At 34.7% G+C, this 24,767-nt stretch carries 23 protein-coding genes and 1 other RNA gene; 19 read left to right on the top strand and 5 right to left on the bottom strand.

The genetic code is table 11. The features are described from left to right. Positions 1-24: 24 nt before the first annotated feature. Entirely contained in the window at positions 25-711 is a 687-nt protein-coding gene (locus BW951_RS01435; protein WP_076390149.1) for a metal-dependent hydrolase, read from the top strand. Between the two features lie 105 nt (positions 712-816). Here BW951_RS01435 and ffs read toward each other — a convergent pair. Next, positions 817-914: signal recognition particle sRNA small type (ffs, locus tag BW951_RS01440), an RNA gene on the bottom strand. Between the two features lie 131 nt (positions 915-1,045). Between ffs and BW951_RS01445 the strand changes: the two genes are divergently transcribed. The 13 genes from BW951_RS01445 (at position 1,046) to BW951_RS01505 (ending at position 12,111) form a co-directional block, all read left to right on the top strand. Next, positions 1,046-1,645, top strand: coding sequence for a DUF4199 domain-containing protein (locus tag BW951_RS01445; RefSeq protein WP_076390150.1), 600 nt, complete (start codon positions 1,046-1,048; stop codon positions 1,643-1,645). Between the two features lie 17 nt (positions 1,646-1,662). Further along, on the top strand, positions 1,663-2,613 hold the full coding sequence (locus tag BW951_RS01450) for a glycosyltransferase family 2 protein (protein ID WP_076390151.1): 951 nt from the start codon (positions 1,663-1,665) through the stop codon (positions 2,611-2,613). A 30-nt stretch (positions 2,614-2,643) separates the two neighbouring features. Beyond that, entirely contained in the window at positions 2,644-3,372 is a 729-nt protein-coding gene (locus tag BW951_RS01455; protein ID WP_076390152.1) for a DUF3667 domain-containing protein, read from the top strand. Positions 3,373-3,378: 6 nt separating this feature from the next. Further along, positions 3,379-4,080: a GIN domain-containing protein gene (locus tag BW951_RS01460; protein ID WP_076390153.1), complete on the top strand. Its 702-nt coding sequence runs from the start codon at positions 3,379-3,381 to the stop codon at positions 4,078-4,080. A 74-nt stretch (positions 4,081-4,154) separates the two neighbouring features. Then, positions 4,155-4,511, top strand: coding sequence for a four helix bundle protein (locus tag BW951_RS01465; protein WP_076390154.1), 357 nt, complete (start codon positions 4,155-4,157; stop codon positions 4,509-4,511). A gap of 80 nt (positions 4,512-4,591) precedes the next feature. Next, positions 4,592-6,307 (top strand): phospho-sugar mutase, encoded by a 1,716-nt coding sequence (locus BW951_RS01470; protein WP_076390155.1) that lies wholly within the window; start codon positions 4,592-4,594, stop codon positions 6,305-6,307. A 15-nt stretch (positions 6,308-6,322) separates the two neighbouring features. Next, a complete protein-coding gene (locus tag BW951_RS01475; RefSeq protein WP_076390156.1) occupies positions 6,323-7,231 on the top strand; it encodes a hypothetical protein in 909 nt (302 codons plus the stop codon). Positions 7,232-7,251: 20 nt separating this feature from the next. Then, positions 7,252-8,505: a pyridoxal phosphate-dependent aminotransferase gene (locus BW951_RS01480; protein WP_076390157.1), complete on the top strand. Its 1,254-nt coding sequence runs from the start codon at positions 7,252-7,254 to the stop codon at positions 8,503-8,505. Positions 8,506-8,610: 105 nt separating this feature from the next. Then, complete coding sequence (locus BW951_RS01485; protein ID WP_139326072.1) at positions 8,611-9,162, top strand: hypothetical protein; 552 nt, start codon at positions 8,611-8,613, stop codon at positions 9,160-9,162. Between the two features lie 19 nt (positions 9,163-9,181). Then, complete coding sequence (gene kdsB, locus BW951_RS01490; protein ID WP_076390159.1) at positions 9,182-9,904, top strand: 3-deoxy-manno-octulosonate cytidylyltransferase; 723 nt, start codon at positions 9,182-9,184, stop codon at positions 9,902-9,904. Positions 9,905-9,994: 90 nt separating this feature from the next. Further along, on the top strand, positions 9,995-10,657 hold the full coding sequence (locus BW951_RS01495; protein ID WP_076390160.1) for a histidine kinase: 663 nt from the start codon (positions 9,995-9,997) through the stop codon (positions 10,655-10,657). Positions 10,658-10,678: 21 nt separating this feature from the next. Next, positions 10,679-11,257, top strand: a complete 579-nt coding sequence (locus BW951_RS01500) for a glutathione peroxidase (RefSeq protein WP_076390161.1) — start codon at positions 10,679-10,681, stop codon at positions 11,255-11,257. Positions 11,258-11,316: 59 nt separating this feature from the next. Further along, positions 11,317-12,111: a tetratricopeptide repeat protein gene (locus tag BW951_RS01505; RefSeq protein ID WP_076390162.1), complete on the top strand. Its 795-nt coding sequence runs from the start codon at positions 11,317-11,319 to the stop codon at positions 12,109-12,111. Between the two features lie 74 nt (positions 12,112-12,185). Here BW951_RS01505 and BW951_RS01510 read toward each other — a convergent pair whose 3' ends face one another. Further along, on the bottom strand, positions 12,186-12,842 hold the full coding sequence (locus tag BW951_RS01510) for an NAD(P)H-binding protein (RefSeq protein WP_076390163.1): 657 nt from the start codon (positions 12,840-12,842) through the stop codon (positions 12,186-12,188). A 100-nt stretch (positions 12,843-12,942) separates the two neighbouring features. Here BW951_RS01510 and BW951_RS01515 point away from each other — a divergent pair, with 100 nt between their 5' ends. Then, the gene (locus BW951_RS01515; protein WP_076390164.1) at positions 12,943-13,299 is read left to right on the top strand and encodes an MmcQ/YjbR family DNA-binding protein; all 357 of its coding nucleotides are present in this window, start codon (positions 12,943-12,945) and stop codon (positions 13,297-13,299) included. Positions 13,300-13,314: 15 nt separating this feature from the next. Continuing rightward, positions 13,315-17,064, top strand: coding sequence for a transglutaminase domain-containing protein (locus BW951_RS01520; protein WP_084196330.1), 3,750 nt, complete (start codon positions 13,315-13,317; stop codon positions 17,062-17,064). A gap of 45 nt (positions 17,065-17,109) precedes the next feature. Here the strand turns inward: BW951_RS01520 and BW951_RS01525 are convergent, their stop codons facing one another. Next, the gene (locus BW951_RS01525) at positions 17,110-18,030 is read right to left on the bottom strand and encodes a bifunctional riboflavin kinase/FAD synthetase (protein WP_076390166.1); all 921 of its coding nucleotides are present in this window, start codon (positions 18,028-18,030) and stop codon (positions 17,110-17,112) included. A gap of 205 nt (positions 18,031-18,235) precedes the next feature. Here BW951_RS01525 and atpD point away from each other — a divergent pair, with 205 nt between their 5' ends. The 3 genes from atpD (at position 18,236) to BW951_RS01540 (ending at position 21,012) form a co-directional block, all read left to right on the top strand. Then, positions 18,236-19,744 (top strand): F0F1 ATP synthase subunit beta, encoded by a 1,509-nt coding sequence (gene atpD / locus BW951_RS01530; protein WP_076390167.1) that lies wholly within the window; start codon positions 18,236-18,238, stop codon positions 19,742-19,744. A gap of 84 nt (positions 19,745-19,828) precedes the next feature. Continuing rightward, positions 19,829-20,110 (top strand): FoF1 ATP synthase subunit delta/epsilon, encoded by a 282-nt coding sequence (locus tag BW951_RS01535; protein WP_076390168.1) that lies wholly within the window; start codon positions 19,829-19,831, stop codon positions 20,108-20,110. Positions 20,111-20,190: 80 nt separating this feature from the next. Then, a complete protein-coding gene (locus BW951_RS01540) occupies positions 20,191-21,012 on the top strand; it encodes a hypothetical protein (RefSeq protein ID WP_076390169.1) in 822 nt (273 codons plus the stop codon). Between the two features lie 158 nt (positions 21,013-21,170). Here the strand turns inward: BW951_RS01540 and BW951_RS01545 are convergent, their stop codons facing one another. Both BW951_RS01545 and BW951_RS01550 read right to left on the bottom strand, forming a co-directional pair. Beyond that, a complete protein-coding gene (locus tag BW951_RS01545; RefSeq protein ID WP_076390170.1) occupies positions 21,171-23,366 on the bottom strand; it encodes a B12-binding domain-containing radical SAM protein in 2,196 nt (731 codons plus the stop codon). Positions 23,367-23,482: 116 nt separating this feature from the next. After that, positions 23,483-24,757, bottom strand: a complete 1,275-nt coding sequence (locus BW951_RS01550; protein WP_076390171.1) for an aminotransferase class I/II-fold pyridoxal phosphate-dependent enzyme — start codon at positions 24,755-24,757, stop codon at positions 23,483-23,485. Positions 24,758-24,767: the final 10 nt, after the last annotated feature.

Below are 24,767 nucleotides of genomic sequence, written 5' to 3' on the forward strand. Positions count from 1 at the left end.
AATATAATTTTTAAATAAATTAAAATGAAAATACAATACTTAGGACAAAATTGCTTTTTGTTCACGTACAAAGACAAAACAATCTTATCAGATCCATTCTATAACTATAAAAAAGCAGAATCAGGATTCGATATTTCAGCACAGAAAATAGATTATATTTTATTAACTCACGCTCATGGAGATCACATTGCGGATGTGGAAGAAGTTTTACAGCATCATCCTGAAGCAACCGTCATTGCTGTTCCTGAGATCTGCGGATATTTTAAAAATGCAAAAAATACAGACGATGTCAACTTAGGAGGATCAGCAAAAATCGATGATCTTAAAATTTCTATGGTTCCGGCTCATCACACAAGTTCGTTTCCGGACGGAAGCTATGGCGGCGTTCCTGTAGGTTATATTTTCAGACTTCCTGAAGGTAAAAACCTATATATGGCAGGAGATACCGGAGTAATGGCGGATATGGAGCTGTTTCCAAGGTTATACGGTAATTTAGACCTTTCCATCCTTCCGATCGGAAGTCACTACACAATGTGCCCGAGAAAGGCAGCATTTGCAGCAGCCGAATTATTAAAAACTCCAAAAGTGATCGGATGTCATTTTGATACTTTCCCTGCTATTGAAATTAATCATGAAAGTGCATTAAAGTATTTTGAAGATAAAAGTGTAGAACTTGTTTTGCCAAAACTGGGAGAGACGTTCGAATTTTAAATAAATGTTGGGAGGTAGTTTGAAAACAGGAATCAAAATGTTGAAGTATATAAAAACAAAAAAAGATAATTATCAAATTACCTCTCTTCAACTTAAACCAATAAAAAATGGCAAGCTACCTAAATCACACCGCTACGACCAATTACCTTTGCTGCGTTCCCACCCTGGAGGATTCTCAGGAGCTGGTTGTTTAGGACTTGCCGTTGCAAAGGTAGGAATATTTTGCAAAACTCAAAACTTTATTAAAGAAAATTAATGGAAAAAATTGGCTTGCAGAGGTAGTTTGCTGAAATTCAGACCAATAATTTTTCAAAAATTTTCAAAAAAATTAGATATGACGAAGAGCCCTTCCACATTAGGAATTTTACTGTTTGGCGCTACGATGATTGTTTTTTTCGTGGTGTATTACTTCTTTTCAGGAGTTAATTATTTTGATATTTCATTGAAAGCCAATGCTTTCGTTTTACCGATTCTGTATGCGGGAGCCGCATTCTGGTCGGTAAAGTCGTACTGGAGCAGCCACAAAACGGTGAGCTTCAAACAAGCGTTCAATAGAGCTTTCGTTCCCATGTTTATCGGGGGAATTTTATCCATTTTCAGCATTTATACTTTCTTAAATTTTGTGGATACAGACGCAAAAAAGCTGCTGAATTATCAGTATGTAACAAGACAGAAAGCGGAAATGGATAAAGAATATTATTCCGCAAGAAAAGTTTTAAAGCACCAGAAAGACATTGATGAACTGGATAAAAAGTACAAAGAAAGGCTTCCGAGTTTCTCTCCGGAGGCGGTGAAAGGAAAAGATATGCTTACTGCAAGTCATTTTTCAGGATATTTTGCGGCAATTCTTATATTTTACGTAGTTTTGTCAGTGTTTTTCGGAGCGTTTTTCAGAACAAAAACAATCTATCAGGAAGAACAAAACCAAGAATAATTTTTTATTAAAATTAAATGAATTTATCTATAGTTATTCCGTTACTGAATGAGGAAGCCTCTCTGGAAGAGCTTTTTTCAAGGATTGATCGTGTTTGTAAATCAAACAGTTTATCTTATGAAATCTGGTTTGTGGACGATGGAAGTACGGATCTTTCGTGGAGCATTATCGAGAATCTGAAAGTACAGCATCCTCAGATCCATGGAATTAAATTTTCTAAAAATTACGGAAAATCTCAGGCGCTTCACGCTGCCTTTGAAAGAACAAACGGCGAAGTCATCATCACCATGGATGCTGATTTACAGGATTTTCCGGAAGAAATCCCTGAACTGTACAATATGGTTGTTCAGGATAATTACGACATTGTTTCCGGCTGGAAAAAGAAGCGTTTCGATAATGTAATGACGAAAAACGTACCGTCGAAACTATTCAATGCGGCAGCTAGAAAAGTCTCCGGTGTTTATCTTCACGATTTCAACTGCGGACTGAAAGCTTACAAAAAGCAGGTCGTAAAATCCATTGATGTTTACGGAGATATGCACCGTTACATTCCTGTTCTGGCTGCCAATGCAGGATTCAGAAGAATTACGGAAAAAGAAGTACAGCATCAGGCGAGACCTTACGGAACTTCAAAATTCGGAACCGAAAGATTTATCCGGGGATTTCTGGATCTGGTAACGCTTTGGTTTGTAAGTCGTTTCGGGGGAAGACCGATGCATTTCTTCGGAGCGGTAGGAACTTTAATGTTTATCGTAGGTTTTTTTTCTGCACTTTGGCTGGGAGTTTCGAAGCTGATTGATGTGGCAAGAGGAATTTATGGTCATTTAATTACCAATAATCCGTGGTTTTTTATCGCTTTAACCATGATGATTATGGGAACCTTGCTTTTCGTTGCAGGATTTTTAGGTGAAATGATTATCAGAACCAACAGAGAACATAAAAATTATAATATTGACGAAGTAATTTAACGGAAAAAACAATATATTTAATCATTAAATATGAATAAAAAACGTTGTTTGAACTGTGGTCATTCGGTTTCCGATGAGTATTGTGCTCATTGCGGACAGAAATCTGACACGGCAAGAATAACCCCGGTTTTATTCATTAAAAATGATGTTTTAGGCTCTATATGGCATGTAGAAGCAAGGTTTTTGAATACGTTGAAAGAAATTTTAATAAGACCCGGAATAACAGCAACCAACTACATTAGTGGAAAAAGAATAAGGTATTACAATTTTATTTCACTGCTGCTTATTCTTTTTGGGTTTAACGTTATTGCCTTTCATCTGTTTATTAATACGGCTAAAATAGATCTACAGGCAGAAGATTCCAAAACCATAGATTTTTTTTCAAAATATTCCAAAGCAACCTTATTGTTTTTAATACCTGTTCTTGCCTGTAATGCATGGATCGTATTCAGAAAAATAAAGTTTAATCTTGCAGAGCATTTTGTAATTGCTACGGTGAGTTTAATAGGGATTCTTGTTTTTTTTCTTACCGATGATCTCATCAGTATCATGGGAACTTACAAGCCTCTTTCAGGAATTTCTGATGGTATTGACCGGGTTTTGGAAACTGCATTTGTTTTCTTTCCTGCATTTGCTTACATTAATGCATTCAGGAAAAATTATTCATGGGCAGGGCTTGCCTGGAGACTTCTTGTATTTTATATATTAGTTCTTTCAGAGATCCTTGCCGTGATGTTGTTTATTGAAAAATTCCTATAATTTAAAATGAAAAAAATATTTTTAATCATCATAATGGCTTCTGCGGTTTCCTGCGGAAAAGTTTCCCCGAAAGGGAATATTGAAAGGAAGGACGTAGATGTTTCAGAATTTGTAAACCTCGATCTGGAAGGAAAATTCCGTGTGTTTTATGCAAGAGGAAATAAAAATTTTATAGAAATCGAAACCTATCCGAATGTCGCCGATAATCTTGATGTGGATGTAAAAGATAAAACCTTAACCATCAGAGAAAAACGAGGAACAAAAGGCGTTGATTTTTATAATGTAACCATTTATTCAAAATACAATCTGGAAAAAGTAACCGCTTCAGATTCTGTAGAAATGAATATTTCGAGCGAAATTAAAACCGATAATTTTAAGCTAAATTTAAAAAATTATGCTACTTTTATGGGTTCGGTAAATACAAGAAAGGCAGAAGTGGAAATGATGAACCGAAGCAGAGCCAATTTTCTGGGGCAAACCAAAGATGCTGTCATTAAAGTATCTGATACAGCAAGTTTAATCGCTCCTTACTGGAAAATTGAAAACCTGAATATCGACTCTAAAAACGGAAATTACGCCGAAGTAAATGTAAAAGATTCATTAAAAGGACATATTCAGAATACGGCTAAATTTGTGTATTATAACGATCCGATTAGGGTTTTTAAAATTGATAAAAGTACGAGGGTTGAGAATAAGAAATTAGAATAAGCAGGAAGTGGGAGGCTGGATGATGGAGGTTTAAAAAGATTGAAGTTTTAAAACTACTAATCAACATAAATACAATGAGTTTTAAATTTGAAAAGTTAATTATTTGGCAAAAGTCTATGGATTTTGGAGAAAGTATTTTTCAGCTTACTTTGCAATTTCCTAAAGATGAAGCCTTTAATTTAACCTCTCAAATCAGAAGAGCTTCTGATTCAGTTGCATTAAATATTTCTGAAGGTTGTATTTTGCAATCTAAATTAGAGTTTAGGAAATTTTTGGGATATTCAATCCGTTCATTAGCAGAAGCAGTAACCTGCCTTTATAAAGCAAAGAATAGAAATTATATTTCAGAAGAGGATTTTAATAAATTATATAATGAGAGCTATAATCTTATGAATCAGATAATAGCTTTTAGAAACCAAATAAAAGAATAAAAAAGAGCAGAAGCCAAAATCCGGACAGCAGAAACTTCCGGCTCCCAGCTTCTAGCTTCATGCTAAAAAAACATACAAATATGACAACATTAGAAAAAGCAAAACTATGGCTTGGGGAAACATTTGATGAGGAAACAAGAAAGGCTGTTCAGGAATTAATCGACAGCAATTCGCCTGATCTGGAAGACTCTTTTTACAGAGAACTGGAATTCGGAACAGGAGGAATGAGGGGAATTATGGGCGTTGGAACCAACCGCTTAAATAAATATACTTTAGGTCAGGCAACACAGGGACTTGTGAATTATATGTTAAAGCAGTTTCAGGGAGAAGAAATTAAAGTGGCAATTGCTTATGACGTAAGAAATAACTCGAAAGAATTCGGAAAACTGGTGGCTGATGTTTTAACGGCAAACGGAATTAAAGTATTGCTTTTCAAGGATCACAGACCGACTCCTGAATTGTCATTTACCGTAAGAAATAAAAAATGTCACGGAGGAATTGTTTTAACGGCTTCTCACAATCCGCCGGAATACAACGGTTATAAAGTGTACTGGAACGACGGTGCACAGATTGTTCCGCCGCATGATGAAGCGATCATCAATGAAGTCTATTCTGTAAAATTCGAAGAAATTAAATTCAACGGAAACGATGATTTAATTGAATGGATCGGAGAAGAGCAGGATGATGTGTATATTGATGCATGTATCGAAAATTCTACCTATCAGAATGTTGGAAAAGAAAATTTAAACATCGTTTTCACATCAATCCACGGAACAACTTATACAACCGTTCCGAAAGCATTGGAAAAAGCAGGTTTCAAAAAAATTGATCTTGTAAGAGAACAAATGATCCCAAGCGGAAATTTCCCAACGGTAGACTCTCCGAATCCTGAAGAACCAGCCGCTTTGGAAATGGCAATGGATCTGGCAAAAATTACCAATGCAGATATCGTGATCGGAACAGATCCGGATGGTGACAGACTGGGAATTGCGGTAAGAAATCTTGACGGTGAAATTGAATTATTAAATGGAAACCAGACCAATACAATCCTTACGTATTATATTTTAAACGAATGGAGAAAGCAGGAAAGAATTACCGGAAAAGAATTCATCGGTTCTACCATTGTAACTTCAGATATTTTCTTTGATATTGCACAGAAATTCGGTGTTGACTGCAAAGTTGGATTAACCGGATTCAAATGGATCGGAAAAATGATCCGTGATTTCGAAGGCAAAGAAAAATTCGTTTGCGGGGGCGAAGAAAGTTTCGGATTCATGACGGGAGATTTCGTACGTGATAAAGATTCTTGCGGAAGTATCGTTTTAGCCTGCGAAATTGCAGCGTGGTGTAAAGCCAACGGAAGAACGATGTACCAATACATGATCGAAATTTATCAGGAATTGGGAATGTATTATGAAGGATTGGTAAATCTGGTAAGAAAAGGAAGAGACGGAGCAGAAGAAATCCAGAATATGATGAAAAACTTCCGTGAAAATCCTCCAAAAGAATTGGCTGGTTCTCCGGTAGAAGAAGTGAAGGATTTTAAAGAACAGACCAACTTCATTGTTTCGAAAGGAGAAAAAGTCGTAATGAACGACATTCCGAAATCGAATGTATTGATTTATTACACTCAGGACGGAACCAAAGTCTGCGTAAGACCTTCAGGAACAGAACCAAAGATTAAATTCTATATTTCTGTAAAAGATTCCATTACTTCTGAAGCAGATTTCAGAGATAAATTGAAGTCTTTAGAAGCAAAAATAGAAGAAGTAAGAAAGGATTTGAAATTAGATTAATTTCATTCGATCTTCATGATAAAAAGAAGTTTAGCGGCTTTTATTCTGTTGATTTTTATTTTTTCATGCAAAAAAGAAGCACCAAAAACTTCTGCAGGAAAGATAGAAAAAGACGCCGTTTCAAAAGCAGAAACAAAAAAGGATTTGTTTAAGCCTATTGATACTGCCTGTTCTTCCAGAAATAAGACGGAAGATTACATTGCAGCGTTTCAGTGGTATCAGCAGAAAGCAGAAAAAGAAATTACTCAGAATTCACCTGAACAGAATGATAAATTATACGAAGATTATATCAGGATTCGTGAAAAATATACAGCTTGTTTAAGCGAAAGTCTGAGTAAGATCCTTGAAGAATATGTGAATTATTATGATTCCGAAAGTAACAGTTACAAGTTTCCTGAAAATATAAAGAAACTGATTGCCGAACTAAAGAAAGCTGATCTTGAATTTACAGAAGTAGGAGAAGGATATACCGAAATATATTCGGTTCCGGATCATTATTTTTCTGTATTTAAAGATAAAGTAACCCCGGATTATAATACGTATATCGAACAGTTAGCGAAAGAAAGCGAAGGTCTTTATTCGGCGGATGCAGGATTGGTAATTTCATGGAAAGAGTTAGGAGAAAGGACTGTTTTTTGGGAAAATTTTATAAAAAAATATCCTAAAAGTTCATTGACTTCCAGAGTAAAAGAAATATACAATAATTATTTGTATGATTATTTATTCGGTATGGAGAATACACCAACTTACGAGTTTTTGGATGGAACCATATATGACGAAAACAGGAAAGAATTCAATAGGATCATAAAGAAATATCCGAATTCTGCTGTAGCTAAAAAGGCAAAAGAATTAATCAGCCTTCTGGATGCAAAAGTTCCTGAAGAAGAAGTTGTAAGAAAAATAAATATTAGAAGAGAATATTAAATAAATTTAAATAAAATAAAGTGAAAGTTTCAAAATTAGCGGCGAACCTGATTGGTTCTGAAATTGTAAAAATTGGTAATGAAGTAAATGATTTAAAGGCAAAAGGAGCAGAAATCGCGAATCTTACGATTGGTGATTTAAATTCTAATATTTATCCGATTCCGGCAAAATTGAAGGAAGAAATTCAGAAAGCTTATCAGAATAACCTGACAAATTATCCGCCTGCAAACGGACTTTTATCTTTAAGAAAAGAAGTTTCCAAAGATTTAAAAACCAGATGGGATTTAGATTATTCTCCCAATGATATTTTAATTACGGCAGGTTCAAGACCTTTGATCTATGCGGTATACAAAACAATCGTGGACGAAGGAGATAAAGTAGTGTATCCGATTCCGTCCTGGAACAATAATCATTATGCTTACCTTACTTCTGCCAATGCCGTAGAAGTAAAGACCACTCCTGAAAATAATTTCCTTCCGACTGCGGATGATCTTAGACCACATCTGGAAGGAGCAGTTTTATTGGCACTTTGTTCACCTTTGAATCCTACCGGAACCATGTTTACAAAAGATCAGCTTTCTGAAATCTGCGAACTGGTTTTAGCGGAAAACAAAAAAAGAGGTGAAGACGAAAAGCCTTTATACTTAATGTACGACCAGATTTATTCTAACCTTACTTTTGGGGCAGAACACGTAGATCCGGTTTCTCTTTTCCCTGAAATGAAAGAATTTACGGTATATATCGACGGTATTTCAAAATGTCTTGCCGCTACAGGAGTTCGTGTAGGATGGGGATTTGGTCCGGTTCATATCATGGACAAAATGAAAGCTCTTTTAACGCACGTTGGAGCTTGGGCACCAAAACCGGAACAGGAAGCAACGGCAAAATATTACGAAAATCCTGAAAATGTGAATGAATTTGTTGAAGATTTTAAAGGTAAATTGGAAGCCAGCCTGAAAGTTCTTCACGGCGGAATTCAGGATTTGAAAGGAAAAGGACTTTCTGTTGACAGCATCGAGCCAATGGGTGCGCTTTATCTTACCATTAAATTAGATTATATAGGAAAAACAAAACCGGACGGAACAGTAATTGAAAACTCTTCAGATTTGGTATTCTATTTAATCAATGAAGCAGGTGTTGCTTTGGTTCCGTTCTCTGCTTTCGGGGAAGAAAAATCAGAACCTTGGTTCAGAGCTTCTGTAGGAGGTTTGGCAATCGATGAAATTGAAGTGATGATGCCAAAACTGGAAAATGCTTTGAATGCTTTAAAATAAAATATTAAATATAATAAACAGCTTCGTGAATATACTTTGCGAAGCTTTTTTTGACTTATAGCCTTAATGAGATTACCTAAAAGATACTTTCTCGAAACTCAATTTTTGAGCTATTCCACATTAGGAATTGTTATTTTAGTGGTTTTAAGTGTCTGGATTTCCGGAGTTGGTTCTCACAGATCTTTGTTTCAGAACTCTATTTTATCAACTTCAATTTTAGCCGTTGCCTTTTTTCTTTTTATAAGTTTAGGTTTGTATTTTGGCTTGAAGCTTAAAGAAAATGTGGGAAATATTCTGAATAAAAAAAGAGTAAAGACGGCAGCAGATAAAATGCCCTTACTGGATGGGTTTGAATTCGATCCGCCTGATGTCGGCGATGGAATAGGGGGAATTATTCTTTCAATTATTTTGTGGTTGATTATTACCGTTCTTTTTACTTTTCTTCTGTATATTCTAGGCGTCTTTTTCTGGGTTGTCATTTTGCTGTTTGCAGCCATGCTGTACTGGATTTTTTTCCGTGCTTTGAGGTTGGTATTTAAAAATTCAAAACATTGCAGAGGAAATCTTTTGAAAAGTTTCGGTTTCGGATTTTTTTATTCGTTTCTTTACATTTCATGGATCTATGGAATTATTTTTTTAGCCAATTATTTAAATTAAACTCATTATTATCTTTTCAATGAAAATTATCGCAGTTATTCCCGCACGTTACGAAGCAAGCCGTTTTCCGGCGAAACTGATGCAGTTGCTTGGAGATAAAACCGTTATCACAACCACTTATCAGAATGTCGTAGAAACAGGTCTGTTTGATGAAGTTTTTGTGGCAACAGATTCTGAAATTATTTTTGATGAAATCATTCAGAATGGTGGAAAAGCCGTAATGACCGGTCAACATGAAACCGGAAGCGACCGTATTGCCGAAGCAGTGCAGAATATCGACTGTGATATCGTGATCAATGTTCAGGGAGATGAACCTTTTTTAAAATTAGAACCTTTACAACAATTAATTGAAGTTTTTCATCAGGATGACAATCAGGAGATTTCTTTGGCTTCATTGAAAATAAAACTCACTGAAAAAGAAGAGATTGAGAATCCGAATAACGTGAAAGTAATTACCGACAACAATGGTTTCGCATTGTATTTCAGCCGTTCTGTGATTCCGTTCCATCGTGAAATTTCGTATAATGTTGATTATTTCAAACATATTGGGGTCTATGCCTTCAGAAAGCACGCTTTGATTCAGTTCTCAAAACTGGAAATGAAACCTTTGGAGATTTCAGAAAAGATAGAATGCATCCGCTATCTCGAATATGGTATGAAAATCAAGATGATAGAAACCAATTTCGTTGGCGTAGGAATAGATACGCCGGAAGATCTTGAAAAAGCAAGAAGATTAATTTAAAAACGTGATGTAATTCACATTTTCAAATTGTTTCATTTTCAATTTTTCAAATTAAAAAAGCCTTATATTTGAATTGATAAAATAAAATTAATGAAGAAGTTACTTTTAGTATTCGTCCTGATTATTTCACAATCCTTTTTTGCGCAGACCGCCAAAGAAATTATTGATAAAAACATTGAATTGTCCGGAGGATTAACCAATTGGAAACTATTAAATTCAGTATTGCTGCAGGGAAGAGTTATCCTGGGAATCAAGGACGAATATCCTATCAAAATTTATCAGCAGCGTCCGAATCTTACCAAAACCGTCATTACTATTAGCGGAAAAGATACAGCCATTGAAGGCTACGACGGATCAAAAGGATATGCAATGAATTATGCGACCAATAAAGTTCAGGAATATGCAGGATATGTAGCGGAAAGTTTCGACAATGATTTTATAGATTGGGAAAATAAAGGATTTGAAGCGAAATATTTAGGCAAAGAAGTGGTAGGAAATATTTACTGCCATAAAGTGGAATTAACGAAAAATGTTAACAAAAACATTTATTATTTCGACACGAAAAACTATATGTTGCTGAAAGAAGTGAAAAAAGATGAAACATTATCGTATTCAGATTATAAAAAAGTTGGAAATTTATCCATGCCTTTCAGAATAGAATCTTCCAGTGCAAAAAAAGACGGAGATTATGTAATGCTCATCAACAGGATTGATATTAATAAGGTATTTCCTGCCAATACATTTAAATTTTAAATCAGATAATAAAATTTAGTTATGAAAAAGTTATTTTTAATGTTCTTGTCAGTTGTTGCATTTTTCAACAGCTGCGCTCAGAAAAAAAGTGAAGAATCTAAAGCCAAAACCAAAGAACTTATGGGAAAATCAATATACGATTTCAAGGTTGATGCCTTGGAAGAAGGAAAGCAGATCAACTTTGCAGATTTTAAAGGAAAGAAAATCCTTATTGTAAATACTGCTTCAGAATGTGGATTCACTCCTCAATATGCTGATCTTGAAAAAGTTGCTGAAGAATATAAAGACAAATTGGTGGTGGTAGGATTTCCTGCCAACAATTTCGGAGGTCAGGAGCCGGGAAGCAATAAAGAAATCGGAGCTTTCTGCCAGAAAAATTATGGAGTAACATTCCCAATGGCTGCCAAAGTTTCAGTAAAAGGAAGCGACACAGCTCCAATCTTCCAATATCTAACAGAAAAAGATCTAAATGGAGTAAAAAATACAACCATCCTTTGGAATTTTACTAAATTTTTGGTAGATGAAAACGGAAAACTGATTGATTCTTTCGTAAGTACAACAAAACCAACGGACGAAGCGATTACGAAGTATTTGAAATAACATCAAAAAAATATATTTTTGTAAAGTGGATTTTGATCCACTTTTTTATTTTAAAATTTATGAAAAAACTACTAACCATTTTTATTTTGATTTTTTCAGTTAAAACATTTTCACAGGATTTTTATTTTTCCGGTAAAATGAATTACTGCACCCCGGAACATGCAGATTCTAAGAAAGGCTTTGAGACTGCTTTTTTAGGATTAAAATACCCTCAGTATTATGGAGGAGTCACGGCACTACTTTTGAAAATAGTAGAAAAAGATCCTAAATACTGTGATGCTTATTTTATGGCTGGATATTTTTTCAGATTGCAGGAAATGCATAAAGAAGCACTAACTTTATATTACGTTGCAGATAGCCTTGCTCAAAATAAAGCTCCGATTTTTAAACAGAATTTAGCCATAGAATTTATGAAATTCGGAAAGGTAGATAAGGCTAGACAAAAGTATGAGGAAATGATAAAATATTTCCCCGAGAATCCTGAAGGCTATTATGGAATTGGTAATACTTCTATTGTCATGGGAGACTATGATAATGGGTTAAAAAATCTGAAGCAAGCCGAAAATTTATACAATACTTCAGGAAAAGTTAAAGATGATCTTATTTATATGTACGGAATGTTGTACACCTTAAAAGAAAACTATGATGTAGCTTTACCGTACCTTGAAGACGTTTACCCAACATATAAAAAAGATGACGGATATCTTTCTTTATATGCTCTTGCACTGATAAAAGTAGGCAAAAGTAAAAATGACGAAAAACTTATCAAAAAAGCTCAAAAAACTTATGATAAGGTTAAAGATAAAGTGATAGTTCCGGAAATCAGAAAAAAGTTAAACTCAGAGTTTGGTTAATTTGTATAACTGATTACAAAATGTATTCGACTCTATTTGGTTAAAATATAGTTAAATAGAGTCGAAATCAGAAGTTAATCATTACTCTTCTCCGCAAAACAAAAAATATTCCCCAGTTTTATGCTTGAATAGCCGTTGCTTTTAATCTTGGATGAATTAATCATTGCTTTTGCCAGAACATCTGTCGGTAAAGGTTTCTGACTTTCTAAAAGTCCTAATTTATTGGCAAATTTAATAATACGGCTTCCCAAAACTTCTCCCGTTCTGTCAGAATCTTTTCTTTCCAGCATTCCCGGTTTGAAAATGGTTATTTTATTGAAATGAAGCTGTTTTACAGCATCTTCCAATTCTCCCTTCATTTTGGAATAGAAAATTTTAGATTTGGGATTTGCTCCGTAAGCAGAAACCAGAATATAATCGTCTACATTATTTTCTTTGGCAGCTTTTGCAAATTCGTACTGAAAATCAAAATCTACTTTTCTTTGTGCTTCCTTGCTTCCGGCGGCCTTTAGAGTCGTTCCGAGACAGGAAAATGCAACATCACCTTTTACTTCACCTTTCCATTCTTCAGGTTTTTCAAAATTTACAACATGCACTTTAAGTTTATCATTTTCAATTTCAAGAGGTTTTCTCACAAAAATATTTACTTCTTCAAAATCTTTATCCTGAAGTAACTGATTTACAAGGTCTTTTCCTGTAGCACCTGTTGCGCCGATAACTAAAGCTTTCATAGAGCATATAATTTTTGATTAATAATTGAAGAATTTGCCTACTAAATTTACAAAATTTTAATAATATTGATGTTTTAATTTTTAATCTAATTAAATAAGGATGGACACAAATGAAATTTTAGATTATTGTCTTGCTAAAAAGGGTGTTACCGAAACATTTCCTTTTGATAATGAAACCCTCGTTCTGAAAGTAGGCGATAAAATGTTTTTGCTGATGCCTCTGGAAAAACAGCCGCTTCAGATTAACGTAAAAACAGATCCGGAATGGAGTGCAGAACTTCGCGAAAGACATCCCCAAATTACAGGTGCATTCCATATGAATAAGACACACTGGAATTCCGTTCTGGTAGATGGTTTAAAAAGAGATCTTATAATAAAACTTATAGACCAGTCTTATGATCTGGTTTTTAAATCTTTAACCAAAAAAACTCAAAACACAATTACTAATCCATTATAAAACTAAATCGAAAACATGAGGAAAATATTAATTTCCGCTGTCTACTTCTTATCAGTGAGTGCATTTGCACAGTCTAAGGAGCAAACTAAAACCTGGGAACTTTTACTTAATAATAAGAGAGAAGAAGCAAGAAACTTTTACGATAAAAATTTAAAAGCAGAGAAAGATAAAGACTTTGAAAATCTTTTTCTTGATGCTTTAATAAATGAAGAAATGGGCGAGATGATTTTTGACGATACTTTCGTTAAAAATCTGGCAAATCTTAAAGTGGATGAATTTTATCTTTACCCGATCTACAAAAAAAGTTTTGTGATAGGGGATACGGATACAAACGGGCTTGATGACAATTCATATAAAAAAATAGATTTTCTTGCTCAGGATCCGATCTATGGACAGAATAATTCTGTAATTGAATATAAATCAACACTCGACAGACTGAGAAACAACCCTAAAAGCGCAGATGAATACCTTACCAAAATCGCAAGAATTGATAAATGGCAGTTTGCAGGCGTGTTTGAAAATCTAAACGGAAGCGGTCTTTACAATGAGTATGAACCTGAAACGTATGCCAAAAACGATAAACTTTTCAATGCAAACAGCTTTGGAAACGTAGGTTGGTACAACAGAAAATTCCCCACAAATGACGGTTTCGAATTTTTCACCAATGAAACTGAGTACGGAAGAGGAATTATTTATGCGCAGAGCTTTATAGAAAATCCTTCAGAAAGAAAGATTCTTTTTGAAGTTGATACCAATGCAGAATTCAGACTATTTATAAATGATGCCGAAGTTTTGTCAAGCACAAGCGAAGGTTATTCTAATCTGGGATCACATCTGGTAGAAGTTACACTCCCGAAAGGAATGAACAGGATTTTGCTGAAGTTTGACATGAAAGAAACTAAAAATGCTTTTATGGTAGTTCCTTTTAATGAAAATTTTCAGAAAATAACTGATCTGAAGTATTTTAATACTTATAAAGAGTACCAGAAAAGTACGGCCTCACAGTTGCAGGCAAAAGAACTGCCGTTGAGATTTGAAAAAGAGCTGAAAGAAAAAGTAGTACAGAATCCTAAGAGCTTTTTTTATAAATATTTATTGGCAACGGGTTACCTTAATAACCATCAGAATGATCAGGCAAAAGAAATTATTGATGATCTGTTAAAAACATATCCTAAAGCTTCTTTAATTCAGGGACTTTTAACTGCCTATTATTTGAATATTGAAGATAAGGAAAAGGTGAATGAGGTTTTTAAAAACATTGAAATTAATGACTCCGAGTATTTTCTTGTTCCGCTTCTGAAAATGATGGATGGAGAAAAGTTTCAGAATATGTCTATTCAGGAGCTTGAAAAAAGCAGGGATATTTTAAATAAAACAAAAGCCAAGTCAATCGGCGAATTCTTCGATGTCGTTATTGCCATGAGAAACCGTGATATGGATAAAGCAAAAACCCATATTGCAAATCTTAAAAAAAGCTTTGCCAATAACGAAAAGTTTTTTACCATTTTCACAACTCTGGAGGATATCGACAAAAAAGATCAGAGTACAACCATTAAAAAATTTGAGGAAATTTTAGCCCAAAAAAGCAGTCCCGATGTGATGAATACACTTTTCAGCATGTATCAGAATGCGAATAGAGTGGAAGATCAAAAGAAAATTCTGAAAAAGTATATTGAGTTATATCCTTCCATGAATTCTTTCAGAACACAGTATATTGATCTTTTGGATGATAATTTTCAGAATCCTGAATATGGAACTGAACTTGAAGATGCTTTGGCAAACTTCCCTTATTCTTACACTTTACTGGCTGCAAAAGCTGAATATCTTGCAAAGCTTAACAAAAAAAGCGAAGCCATACAGCTTGCAAAACTTTCTCTGAGCCATAATACGGAAAATGAGCAGATGCATAAACTTGTGAGGGATCTTGACCAGACACAGGACGAGATCGATCAGGTAAGCATCAAGGATCTTTACAAATTGGTGAAAGACAGAAGAGCAAAATCGGCAAAAGGTAAAAAAGGAGTAACAACGCTTTTGGACGAATACATCGTAAATGTTTATCCTGAAGGCGGTTTCAAAAAAAGAAGCACCTATGCTTATGAAATTACTTCCGAAAGCGGAATTGAAGAACTGAAAGAATACGGAATCAATTATTATGATGATGTATTGAAATCTGAAATCGTAAAGCCCGACGGAAGCATTATTCCGGGTGAAAAATCATCGGAACAGATTGTTTTTACAAATCTTGCAGTAGGAGATGTTATTTTAATCCAGAAAGAAAGTCTGGAAAGAAACAGCGGAAGGTTTTATAAAGATTTTAATCTAAGTTCCTATTTTAATTCAGAATATCCTGTTACAGAATCTATTTTTACAGTAATTACTCCGGAAAATATAAATTATCAGGTAAAAAGTAACAACAGAGAAGTTGCTTCAACGAAGAAAAAGATAGCCGGAAAATTATACCAGACATGGAAGCTGGATAATCTGGAGGAAGTTAATTTTGATGAATATTACGGACCAAGTTATTACGATGCAACAATCTCTGTAACAGCAAATTCAATTAAAACATGGCAGGAAATTGCCAATTGGTATGCGGATCTTACCAAAAAGAGTCTGGTTTCTGATAAAGTTGTTGAAAAAGCTTTTAAAGAAATTTTTCCGGGTGGAACTTCCGGTCTTACGGAAACGGAAAAGGCTGAGAAAATTTATAATTACATCGAAAAAAATGTAACATACAGCTCTGTAGATTTTAGGCAAAGCGGTTATATTCCGCAAAAACCATCCAAAACGTTAGCTACAAAACTGGGAGACTGTAAAGACCTTTCGACATTGTTTGTTATTCTTGGAAATCAGGCAGGTTTGAAATCTAATCTGGTTTTGGTTCAGACCAATGATAATTCTGTGCAGCGTCTTATTCTTCCCAATTTAAGTTTCAATCATTGTATTGTTAAAGTAAATTTAGACGGTAAAGAAACGTTCCTTGAAATGACGGATAAGTTTCTGCCGTTCAATTCTACAGTGAAAGGAAATTATAAAGCAAAAGGACTTGTTATAAATACAGATAAAACGACGGGATCTGCGGATCTCATTGAAATTCCGGTTGATAATAATTCTAAAGCAGTATTCAGAACAATAAGTGAAGTAAGCGTAAATGGAGATGACCAGAGTTTCATTACCAAACAATTTGTGATGGGAGAAGCCAAAAGTTATTACAACGATTTCTTTCAGGATTCGCAGACTGATGAGTCCCGTAAAAAAAATATGGAAGAAATATTTGGTTCAACATTGGATAAAGTAATCAGCGTTAAAAATGTAAAACTTATTGAAGGAAAAGATCTTACAGCAAAACCTCTTGCGTATGAAGTTCAGTTCAATATTAAAGACAAACCGCAGTCTGTTGGAAGTCTGAAGATTATGAAGATTCCATTTGCTTCCAAACCTTTTACAAAAGAAATAGTGGCAACGGAAAAAAGGACGACCGATATTCAGTATACAAAATACGAAAAGGAAAACAAATATCATGAAGAAATATATCTGAATATTCCTGAAAGCATGAAGTTTATTGAAATTCCTGAAAATAAAACGCTGGCTTATAATAATTTTAAATATTCAATTACCTACGAATTGCAGAAAAATAATAAACTGAAAATTATAAGAACGGCAGATACACCTTGGGATAATATTAAAGCATCGCAATATCCTGAATTCAAAAAGTTTGTGGAAGAAGCAATTAATGCAGATAACCAGATTCTGGGTTATAAATAATAAATAGAGAAAATGCTTACAAAATCTGTAAGCATTTTTTTTATTTTAAAACAGAAACTCTTCCGTTAATCTTTTATCATCGTCTAATCTTTCAATGAGTTTTTCAAGCCCTTCGAATTTAATTTCATCGTGAAGAAAATCTCTGAATTTTACGGTAATTTCTTCATCATAAATATCTCCTTCAAAATCAAGGATATAAACTTCCACAGTAAGTTTCTCGCCATTTACAGTCGGATTGGTTCCAACGCTCAACATTCCTTTATACTGCTGATTTTTCACAAAAGCTTCAACAATATAAGCTCCTTTTTTAGGCAAAAGTTTAATGGATTCCGTTTCGATATTGGCGGTAGGATAACCTATTGTTCTTCCGATTTTTTTTCCGTGAACCACCGTTCCGGATACAGAGTAGGAATATCCCAACATTTCATTGGCTTCCTTAATATTTCCTGCTGAAAGTGCATTGCGGATTTTCGTAGAGCTGATGTTATTCTCGTGAATATTAATAGCTTCCATCTGTTCAACTTCAAAATTCAGTTCCCTGGAAAGTTTCTGAAGCAGTTCGAAATTGCCGCTTTTATTTTTTCCGAAAGAATGATCGTAACCGATGATCAGATATTTTACATTCAGTTTTTCAATTAAAATCTGTCGGACAAATTCTTCTCCGGTTAAATTTCTGAATTCTTCATCAAATTCTTTTAGAAATAAATTTTCAATGTTGTATTTTTCCATCAAAAATTTCTTTTCTTCCAACGTATTGAGGAGTTTGAGATTTTCATCAGGATTAAAAACAAATCTCGGATGTGGCCAGAAAGTAAGAACGGCAGTTTCCAGATCGTTCTGTGAACCTACGTTAATTAATTCATCAATAATACTTTTATGCCCAAGATGAACCCCGTCGAACATTCCCAAAGACAGTGCTAATGGCTTCTGAGAGGTATAATCTTTAAAATTTTTGAAAACTTTCAAACCGGAAAAATTTTGACTGCAAATATAGGAAATTATGTAACAAAGTATCAATATAACAGTTTGCCAATATTTTAATCTATACTTATTGGTATATTGCTAAATTCATAGATTGTTAGACTTATAAAAAAGTATGATAAAAATCTGTTTTTTACCAATTGCAGGTTTATGAAGAATCATTATATTTGCACCAAGAAAAAATTTAGCAATGGCAAACCAAATTAAAGGTAAAATTTCTCAAATTATTGGTCCGGTAATCGACGTTGTCTTCAGTGATGTGGAATCTGTTCCAGCGATCTATGATGCGTTAGAAATTACAAAAGAAAACGGTGAAAAAGTAGTTTTAGAGGTAGAACAGCATATTGGCGAAGATACAGTAAGATGTATCGCAATGGACGCTACTGACGGTCTTAAAAGAGGGCAGGACGTAATCGGATACGGAAATCCTATTATGATGCCAATCGGTGAGGCTGTAAACGGAAGACTATTCAACGTTGTTGGTGATGCTATCGACGGACTTCAAAATATATCTAACGAAGGTGGTCTGCCAATTCACAGACCAGCTCCAAAATTTGATCAGCTTTCAACTTCTGCAGAAGTTTTATTTACTGGTATTAAAGTAATCGACCTTATCGAGCCTTATGCAAAAGGAGGTAAAATTGGTTTGTTCGGTGGTGCAGGTGTAGGTAAAACCGTATTGATTCAGGAGTTGATTAACAATATTGCAAAAGGACACGGAGGTCTTTCAGTTTTTGCCGGAGTAGGTGAAAGAACGAGAGAAGGAAATGACCTTTTGAGAGAGATGTTGGAATCTGGAATCATCAAGTATGGTGAAGATTTCATGCACTCTATGGAAAACGGAGGTTGGGATCTTTCTAAAGTAGATTTAGAAGTAATGAAAGATTCTAAAGCAGCATTCGTTTTCGGACAGATGAACGAGCCACCTGGTGCAAGAGCGAGAGTAGCACTTTCCGGTCTTACATTAGCTGAGTACTACAGAGACGGTGGAGAAAGCGGACAGGGTAGAGACGTACTTTTCTTCGTAGACAATATCTTCCGTTTTACACAGGCTGGTTCTGAGGTATCTGCACTTTTAGGTCGTATGCCATCTGCGGTAGGTTACCAACCGACACTAGCTTCTGAGATGGGAGCAATGCAGGAAAGAATTACTTCAACTAAAAATGGTTCAATTACTTCAGTACAGGCGGTTTACGTACCTGCGGATGACTTAACTGACCCGGCTCCTGCAACTACGTTTGCTCACTTGGATGCTACAACGGTACTAGACAGAAAAATTGCTTCATTGGGTATTTATCCTGCGGTAGATCCATTGGCTTCTACTTCAAGAATCCTGGCTCCTGAGATTATCGGGGAAGAACATTATAACTGTGCACAGAGAGTAAAAGAAATCCTTCAGAGATACAAAGCGCTTCAGGATATCATCGCGATCCTTGGTATGGAAGAACTTTCTGAAGAAGACAAATCAGTTGTTTACCGTGCAAGAAAAGTTCAGAGATTCCTTTCTCAGCCTTTCCACGTAGCAGAACAGTTTACAGGTATTCCTGGATCTTTGGTAGACATCAAAGATACCATTAAAGGATTCAACATGATCATTGATGGTGAATTGGATCACTTGCCGGAAGCTGCTTTCAACCTTAAAGGAACCATTGAAGAAGCAATCGAAGCAGGACAAAAAATGTTAGCTGATAACGCTTAAGAAATTTTAAATGTTGAATTTTAGATTTTAGATTGAATTTCAATAATTTATAATTTAAAATCTATAATCTATAATTTCATAAAAATGAATATAAAAATTTTAACACCAGAATACGTAGTTTTTGAAGGTGAAGTAGACTCAGTATTACTGCCTGGAAAAAATGGTGAATTCCACATCATGCAAAACCACGCAGGAATCGTTTCTTCTTTAATCGGTGGTAAAGTAAAATTGTATGCTAAATCTATCGATGAAGCCTATTCAAAATACTTTACGAAAGAGAATGAGAAAGATTCAGTTTTCTCTTACCCTATCAAAAGCGGTGTTGTAGAATTTAATCATAATAAAGGAATTATCCTTTGTGAATAATTAAATGAAAAGCTAAATATATTTTCAAGAAAGTGTAACAATTCGTTACACTTTTTTTATTTTTGTATGAATTTGGTTTTATGAAGGGATTTTTAATTATTTTATTTTCAGTTTTCGGGTTGCTTTTCAATGCGCAGACGGTTAAAATTAAAAGAGGAATTGTGGATCTTGAAGGAATTCATGTCGCAAAACTGTCTTATAAAGGAGGAATATATACTTTTATGGATCTTAAAGAAACTCCGATTTATACCATAGAATTTGTAGATAAAAGTGTAGTGGATTCTGTACGCGACAGTTACATTAAGCTTAAAAGAATTTATAATCAGGACAAAACGCTTGATCTGGACTATATTTCGCCATCTGCATTTTCTGGGGAAGAGAAATCGGCAGCTTACACTTGTGTTAAAAGTCTGAAGATCATTGATGAAAGAGGGATCAACATCAAAAACCTAGACGAGCTTTTTAAAAATTCACCTAAAAGGAAGCTTGATACCAAAACAAAAGATGCTTATACCATCCGAACTAAAATTGATAAATTAAATATTACCGTCAATAATGTAGGCGAAATTTTAAGTAACGGAAAACCAGTGGGTTATTTTACCAATTTACCGGCAAGTTTTGGTTCCGATGACACGGTTACGGATAAAACATTTGTTGATATTGAAATTTATGATGCCAACAGCAAATACATCGGAAAATACATCACAACAACAAAACAGATTAAATCTGCGGGAGGAAAAACCTTTACTCTGTACCGCGAAATGTCCGGAAGAGCATCTCTTTTAAAATTCCCGACCTACAAAGCTATTGCCGAAAGAATGGCCATTATGGATCCCAACTTTATAAAAATTCAGGAAAAAGTAATTGTGGGTGAAGTCACAAAAGACGGTGTTCAAAAGTAAAAATCATCAATAGGAACGGGCTTTAGCCCGTTTAACACCGATATAAATTCTATTGGCTTTAGCCAAACTTAAAAAAGCTTCAGATTATCTTGAAGCTTTTTTATTTAATTTTTCCTGATTAGAATTTCTAAGTAATTTAAGCCTGAGATTTTTTTAATCTACAAACTCAGAATCACTCCATTCTCTTTCAACTGCTGCATCGGTTTAGAAAACCAGAATAATTCAAAATCTTCAAAATTTTCTTCGAATTGAGTTTTCAATTGTTGCAAAGTTGGCTTTTTTAAATTTTCAATTGGATAATCACTAAACATTTTCATGAGCCATTCTGCGTGTTCCTGCTCTAAATCTACACTTACAACATTGGTTTTTAAGTGCGCTGTAATTTTTGTATACGTATAATTATATTTCTTTTTATTTTTTACGCGATTCTCAGCGATTAGGTTTTTGGCTAAAAATAGAACTTTAGAATTTCCTTTAAAAACAAAATCATCATCTTCCAGAAGACAGTCATGAATATAATCCGGATGAACGGTTGTTCTCGGAATTTTAAAATCAAACCATTCCTGAAGAGGAAGTTCGAAATTGATTCCGTGCATATAATTGAATAATGATTTTTTTAAACCGAAGCTGAACTTTCCATGATCGATTCCGGTTTTATCAGTAAAATCAACATCGTTGTTGGCAAACAGAATTTCCTGCTTAATAGGAGTTACTCCAAATTCTTCCGGATTAATTCCGACAGGTGAATGTGCCGTCATCGCAAACTGATGCCAGAATCCACTTTGTAAAATTCCCATCTCGAAAAGCTGACGAACCATTTCCAAAGAATCCACTGTTTCCTGAATAGTCTGGGTAGGATAGCCGTACATTAAATAAGCATGAATCATGATTCCGGCTTCTGTAAAATTTCTTGTCACTTTAGCAACTTGTTCCACAGAAATTCCTTTATCAATCAATTTCAGCAGACGGTCACTTGCAACTTCCAATCCACCTGAAACCGCTACACAACCTGAAAGTTTCAAAAGAAAACACAGATCTTTGGTGAAACTTTTTTCAAAACGAATATTCGTCCACCACGTTACGACCAAATTTCTTCTTAAGATTTCTAAAGCAACTTCACGTATCAATGCAGGAGGAGCCGCTTCATCTACAAAATGAAATCCTGTTTCTCCAGTTGTAAGGATCAACTCTTCCATTCTGTCAACCAGAATTTTAGCTGAAATCGGTTCGTAAATTTTAATATAATCTAAAGAAATATCGCAAAAAGTACATTTACCCCAATAACATCCATGTGCCATTGTGAGCTTATTCCATCTTCCGTCGCTCCATAAACTGTGCATCGGATTGGCAATTTCAATTACAGAAATATATTGATCCAATTGTAAATCAGAATAATCGGGAGTTCCGATATCGGCTTGCTTATAATCGTGTCTTGTGGAATTATTTTTATAGGTAACTTCTCCGTTTTTAAGTAAAAAAGTTCTTTTGAACTGAGATTCTTCACTTTGTTCAGAATGACAAATATTTTCATAAAGTAATTCAATCGGAAGCTCTCCGTCGTCCAAAGTAATAAAATCGAAAAACTCAAAAACTCTTTTATCTTTTAATTCCCTTAATTCAGTATTCGGAAATCCGCCGCCCATTGCAGTTTTAATGTGCGGATAATTTTCTTTGATATATTTCGCGCAACGAAAAGCAGAATATAAATTTCCGGGAAAAGGAATGGAAAAACAAATCAGTTTTGGCTGAACAAGCTCTAATTTTTCCTGAAGAATCTTTAAAGTAAAATCATCTATAAAAGTAGGTTCGCCGCAAATTTTATAATAAAGTTCATCAAAAGAATTGGCACTTTTTCCTAATCTTTCCGCATAACGGCTGAATCCAAAATCAGGATCAATATTTTCAACAATATAATCCGAAAGATCTTCTAAATATAGAGTCGCCAAATGTTTGGCTTTATCCTGAAGTCCCATATTTCCGAAAGCAAATTCCATGTCATCAAGCTGATTGAATCGGGAGGCTTCCGGAAGAAAATTCATCGAACAGATTTGTCTTGCCAATGTTGGGGTTTTACCCTGCAAAAAAGCAATAACCTGATCGATCGTTTTGATATATTCTTCTTTTAAAACGTAAATTCTTTGAGCATTTTCTGAAAGAGTCTGAAAATCAGTTTTCTGATTAAAAATCTTCTGAAGTCCGTCTTTCGAAAATAATTCCAAAATGACCTCAATTCCCAAATCTGTCTGAAAGCTGGAAATATTTTTGGTATTCAGAAAACCTTTAATATAAGCTGTTGCAGGATAAGGCGTGTTGAGCTGTGTGAAAGGCGGAGTAATGAGAAGTAGATCTTTCAAGAGAAAATTTTTGCAAAGTTATTTTAAATATTCAGATTTTGAAAATTTATGACAGGTTTTAAAACAAAAACCACTGATCGAATGTCAGTGGTTTTTAAATTTATTTTATATTCAGATTAAATTTCTTTGAAACTTAAACCTTGTTCTGCCAACAGTTTTTGTTCCTGTTCTTTGTAATAGCCGCTTACTAATTTGTCGTGAATGGCTTCAAACGCAGCAAGAGTTTCATTAATTTCAGCATCGGTATGAGAAGCTGTAGGAATTAATCTTAATAAAATCATTCCTTTCGGAATTACAGGATATACCACTACCGAAGTAAAGATCCCGTAGATTTCTCTCAAATCTTTCACCAAAAGTGTTGCTTCCACCGGAGTTCCCTGCATCATCACCGGAGTTACACAAGTATTTGTATCTCCAATGTTAAAGCCTCTTTCTTTAAGACCGTTTTGTAATTTATGTGTATTTTCCCAAAGTTTTGCTTTGATTTCCGGTCTTGTTCTCAACAGTTCCAGTCTTTTTAAACCTCCGATTACCATTGGCATCGTTAAAGATTTAGCAAAAATCTGAGATCTTAAATTGAATTTCAGATATCTGATAATTTCTTTATCACCCGCGATGAATGCTCCAAAACCTGCCATAGATTTAGCAAAAGTAGAGAAGTAAACATCAATCTGATCCTGACAACCCTGTTCTTCACCGGCTCCAGCTCCTGTTTTTCCAAGAGTTCCGAATCCGTGTGCATCATCAACTAAAAGCCTGAATTTGTATTTTGATTTTAATTCACAGATTTCTTTTAATTTACCTTGCTGTCCTCTCATTCCGAAAACACCTTCGGTAATCACTAAAATTCCTCCTCCTGTTTCTTCAGCTACTTTGGTAGCTCTTTCAAGATTTTTTTCAAGACTTGCAATATCGTTGTGTCTGTACGTAAATCTTTTTCCTGCGTGAAGTCTTACACCGTCTACTATACAAGCGTGAGAATCAACATCATAAACAATTACATCATTTCTACCCACCAAAGCATCAATGGTAGAAACCATTCCCTGATAACCGAAATTTAATAAATATGCAGATTCTTTCTGAACAAAATCAGCCAGTTCTTTTTCCAATTGCAAATGCTGCTCAGTTTCTCCCGACATTGCTCTTGCACCCATCGGATAAAACATTCCGAATTCTGCAGCCGCTTTTGCATCAGCCTCCAGAACTTCAGGATGATTACACATTCCTAAATAATCATTAGCACTCCAGAAAATAACTTCTCTTCCCTGAAACTGCATTCTCGGTCCGATAGGTCCTTCTAATCTGGGGAAAATGAAATACCCTTCACCATAATCTGCAAATTGTCCAAGAGGTCCTGGATTTTCTTTTATTCTGTCAAAAATATCCAACATTTTATTAATA

This window comes from Chryseobacterium gambrini, from assembly GCF_900156825.1.
Classification (GTDB): domain Bacteria; phylum Bacteroidota; class Bacteroidia; order Flavobacteriales; family Weeksellaceae; genus Chryseobacterium; species Chryseobacterium gambrini.

Excerpts from the sequence above, each read along its gene's own strand:
- BW951_RS01435 (WP_076390149.1), top strand. The coding sequence starts at position 25 with ATGAAAATACAATACTTAGGACAAAATTGCTTTTTGTTCACGTACAAA.
- BW951_RS01445 (WP_076390150.1), top strand. The coding sequence starts at position 1,046 with ATGACGAAGAGCCCTTCCACATTAGGAATTTTACTGTTTGGCGCTACG.
- BW951_RS01450 (WP_076390151.1), top strand. The coding sequence starts at position 1,663 with ATGAATTTATCTATAGTTATTCCGTTACTGAATGAGGAAGCCTCTCTG.
- BW951_RS01455 (WP_076390152.1), top strand. The coding sequence starts at position 2,644 with ATGAATAAAAAACGTTGTTTGAACTGTGGTCATTCGGTTTCCGATGAG.
- BW951_RS01460 (WP_076390153.1), top strand. The coding sequence starts at position 3,379 with ATGAAAAAAATATTTTTAATCATCATAATGGCTTCTGCGGTTTCCTGC.
- BW951_RS01465 (WP_076390154.1), top strand. The coding sequence starts at position 4,155 with ATGAGTTTTAAATTTGAAAAGTTAATTATTTGGCAAAAGTCTATGGAT.
- BW951_RS01470 (WP_076390155.1), top strand. The coding sequence starts at position 4,592 with ATGACAACATTAGAAAAAGCAAAACTATGGCTTGGGGAAACATTTGAT.
- BW951_RS01475 (WP_076390156.1), top strand. The coding sequence starts at position 6,323 with ATGATAAAAAGAAGTTTAGCGGCTTTTATTCTGTTGATTTTTATTTTT.
- kdsB (WP_076390159.1), top strand. The coding sequence starts at position 9,182 with ATGAAAATTATCGCAGTTATTCCCGCACGTTACGAAGCAAGCCGTTTT.
- BW951_RS01495 (WP_076390160.1), top strand. The coding sequence starts at position 9,995 with ATGAAGAAGTTACTTTTAGTATTCGTCCTGATTATTTCACAATCCTTT.
- BW951_RS01500 (WP_076390161.1), top strand. The coding sequence starts at position 10,679 with ATGAAAAAGTTATTTTTAATGTTCTTGTCAGTTGTTGCATTTTTCAAC.
- BW951_RS01505 (WP_076390162.1), top strand. The coding sequence starts at position 11,317 with ATGAAAAAACTACTAACCATTTTTATTTTGATTTTTTCAGTTAAAACA.
- BW951_RS01510 (WP_076390163.1), bottom strand. The coding sequence starts at position 12,842 with ATGAAAGCTTTAGTTATCGGCGCAACAGGTGCTACAGGAAAAGACCTT.
- BW951_RS01515 (WP_076390164.1), top strand. The coding sequence starts at position 12,943 with ATGGACACAAATGAAATTTTAGATTATTGTCTTGCTAAAAAGGGTGTT.
- BW951_RS01520 (WP_084196330.1), top strand. The coding sequence starts at position 13,315 with ATGAGGAAAATATTAATTTCCGCTGTCTACTTCTTATCAGTGAGTGCA.
- atpD (WP_076390167.1), top strand. The coding sequence starts at position 18,236 with ATGGCAAACCAAATTAAAGGTAAAATTTCTCAAATTATTGGTCCGGTA.
- BW951_RS01535 (WP_076390168.1), top strand. The coding sequence starts at position 19,829 with ATGAATATAAAAATTTTAACACCAGAATACGTAGTTTTTGAAGGTGAA.
- BW951_RS01540 (WP_076390169.1), top strand. The coding sequence starts at position 20,191 with ATGAAGGGATTTTTAATTATTTTATTTTCAGTTTTCGGGTTGCTTTTC.
- BW951_RS01550 (WP_076390171.1), bottom strand. The coding sequence starts at position 24,757 with ATGTTGGATATTTTTGACAGAATAAAAGAAAATCCAGGACCTCTTGGA.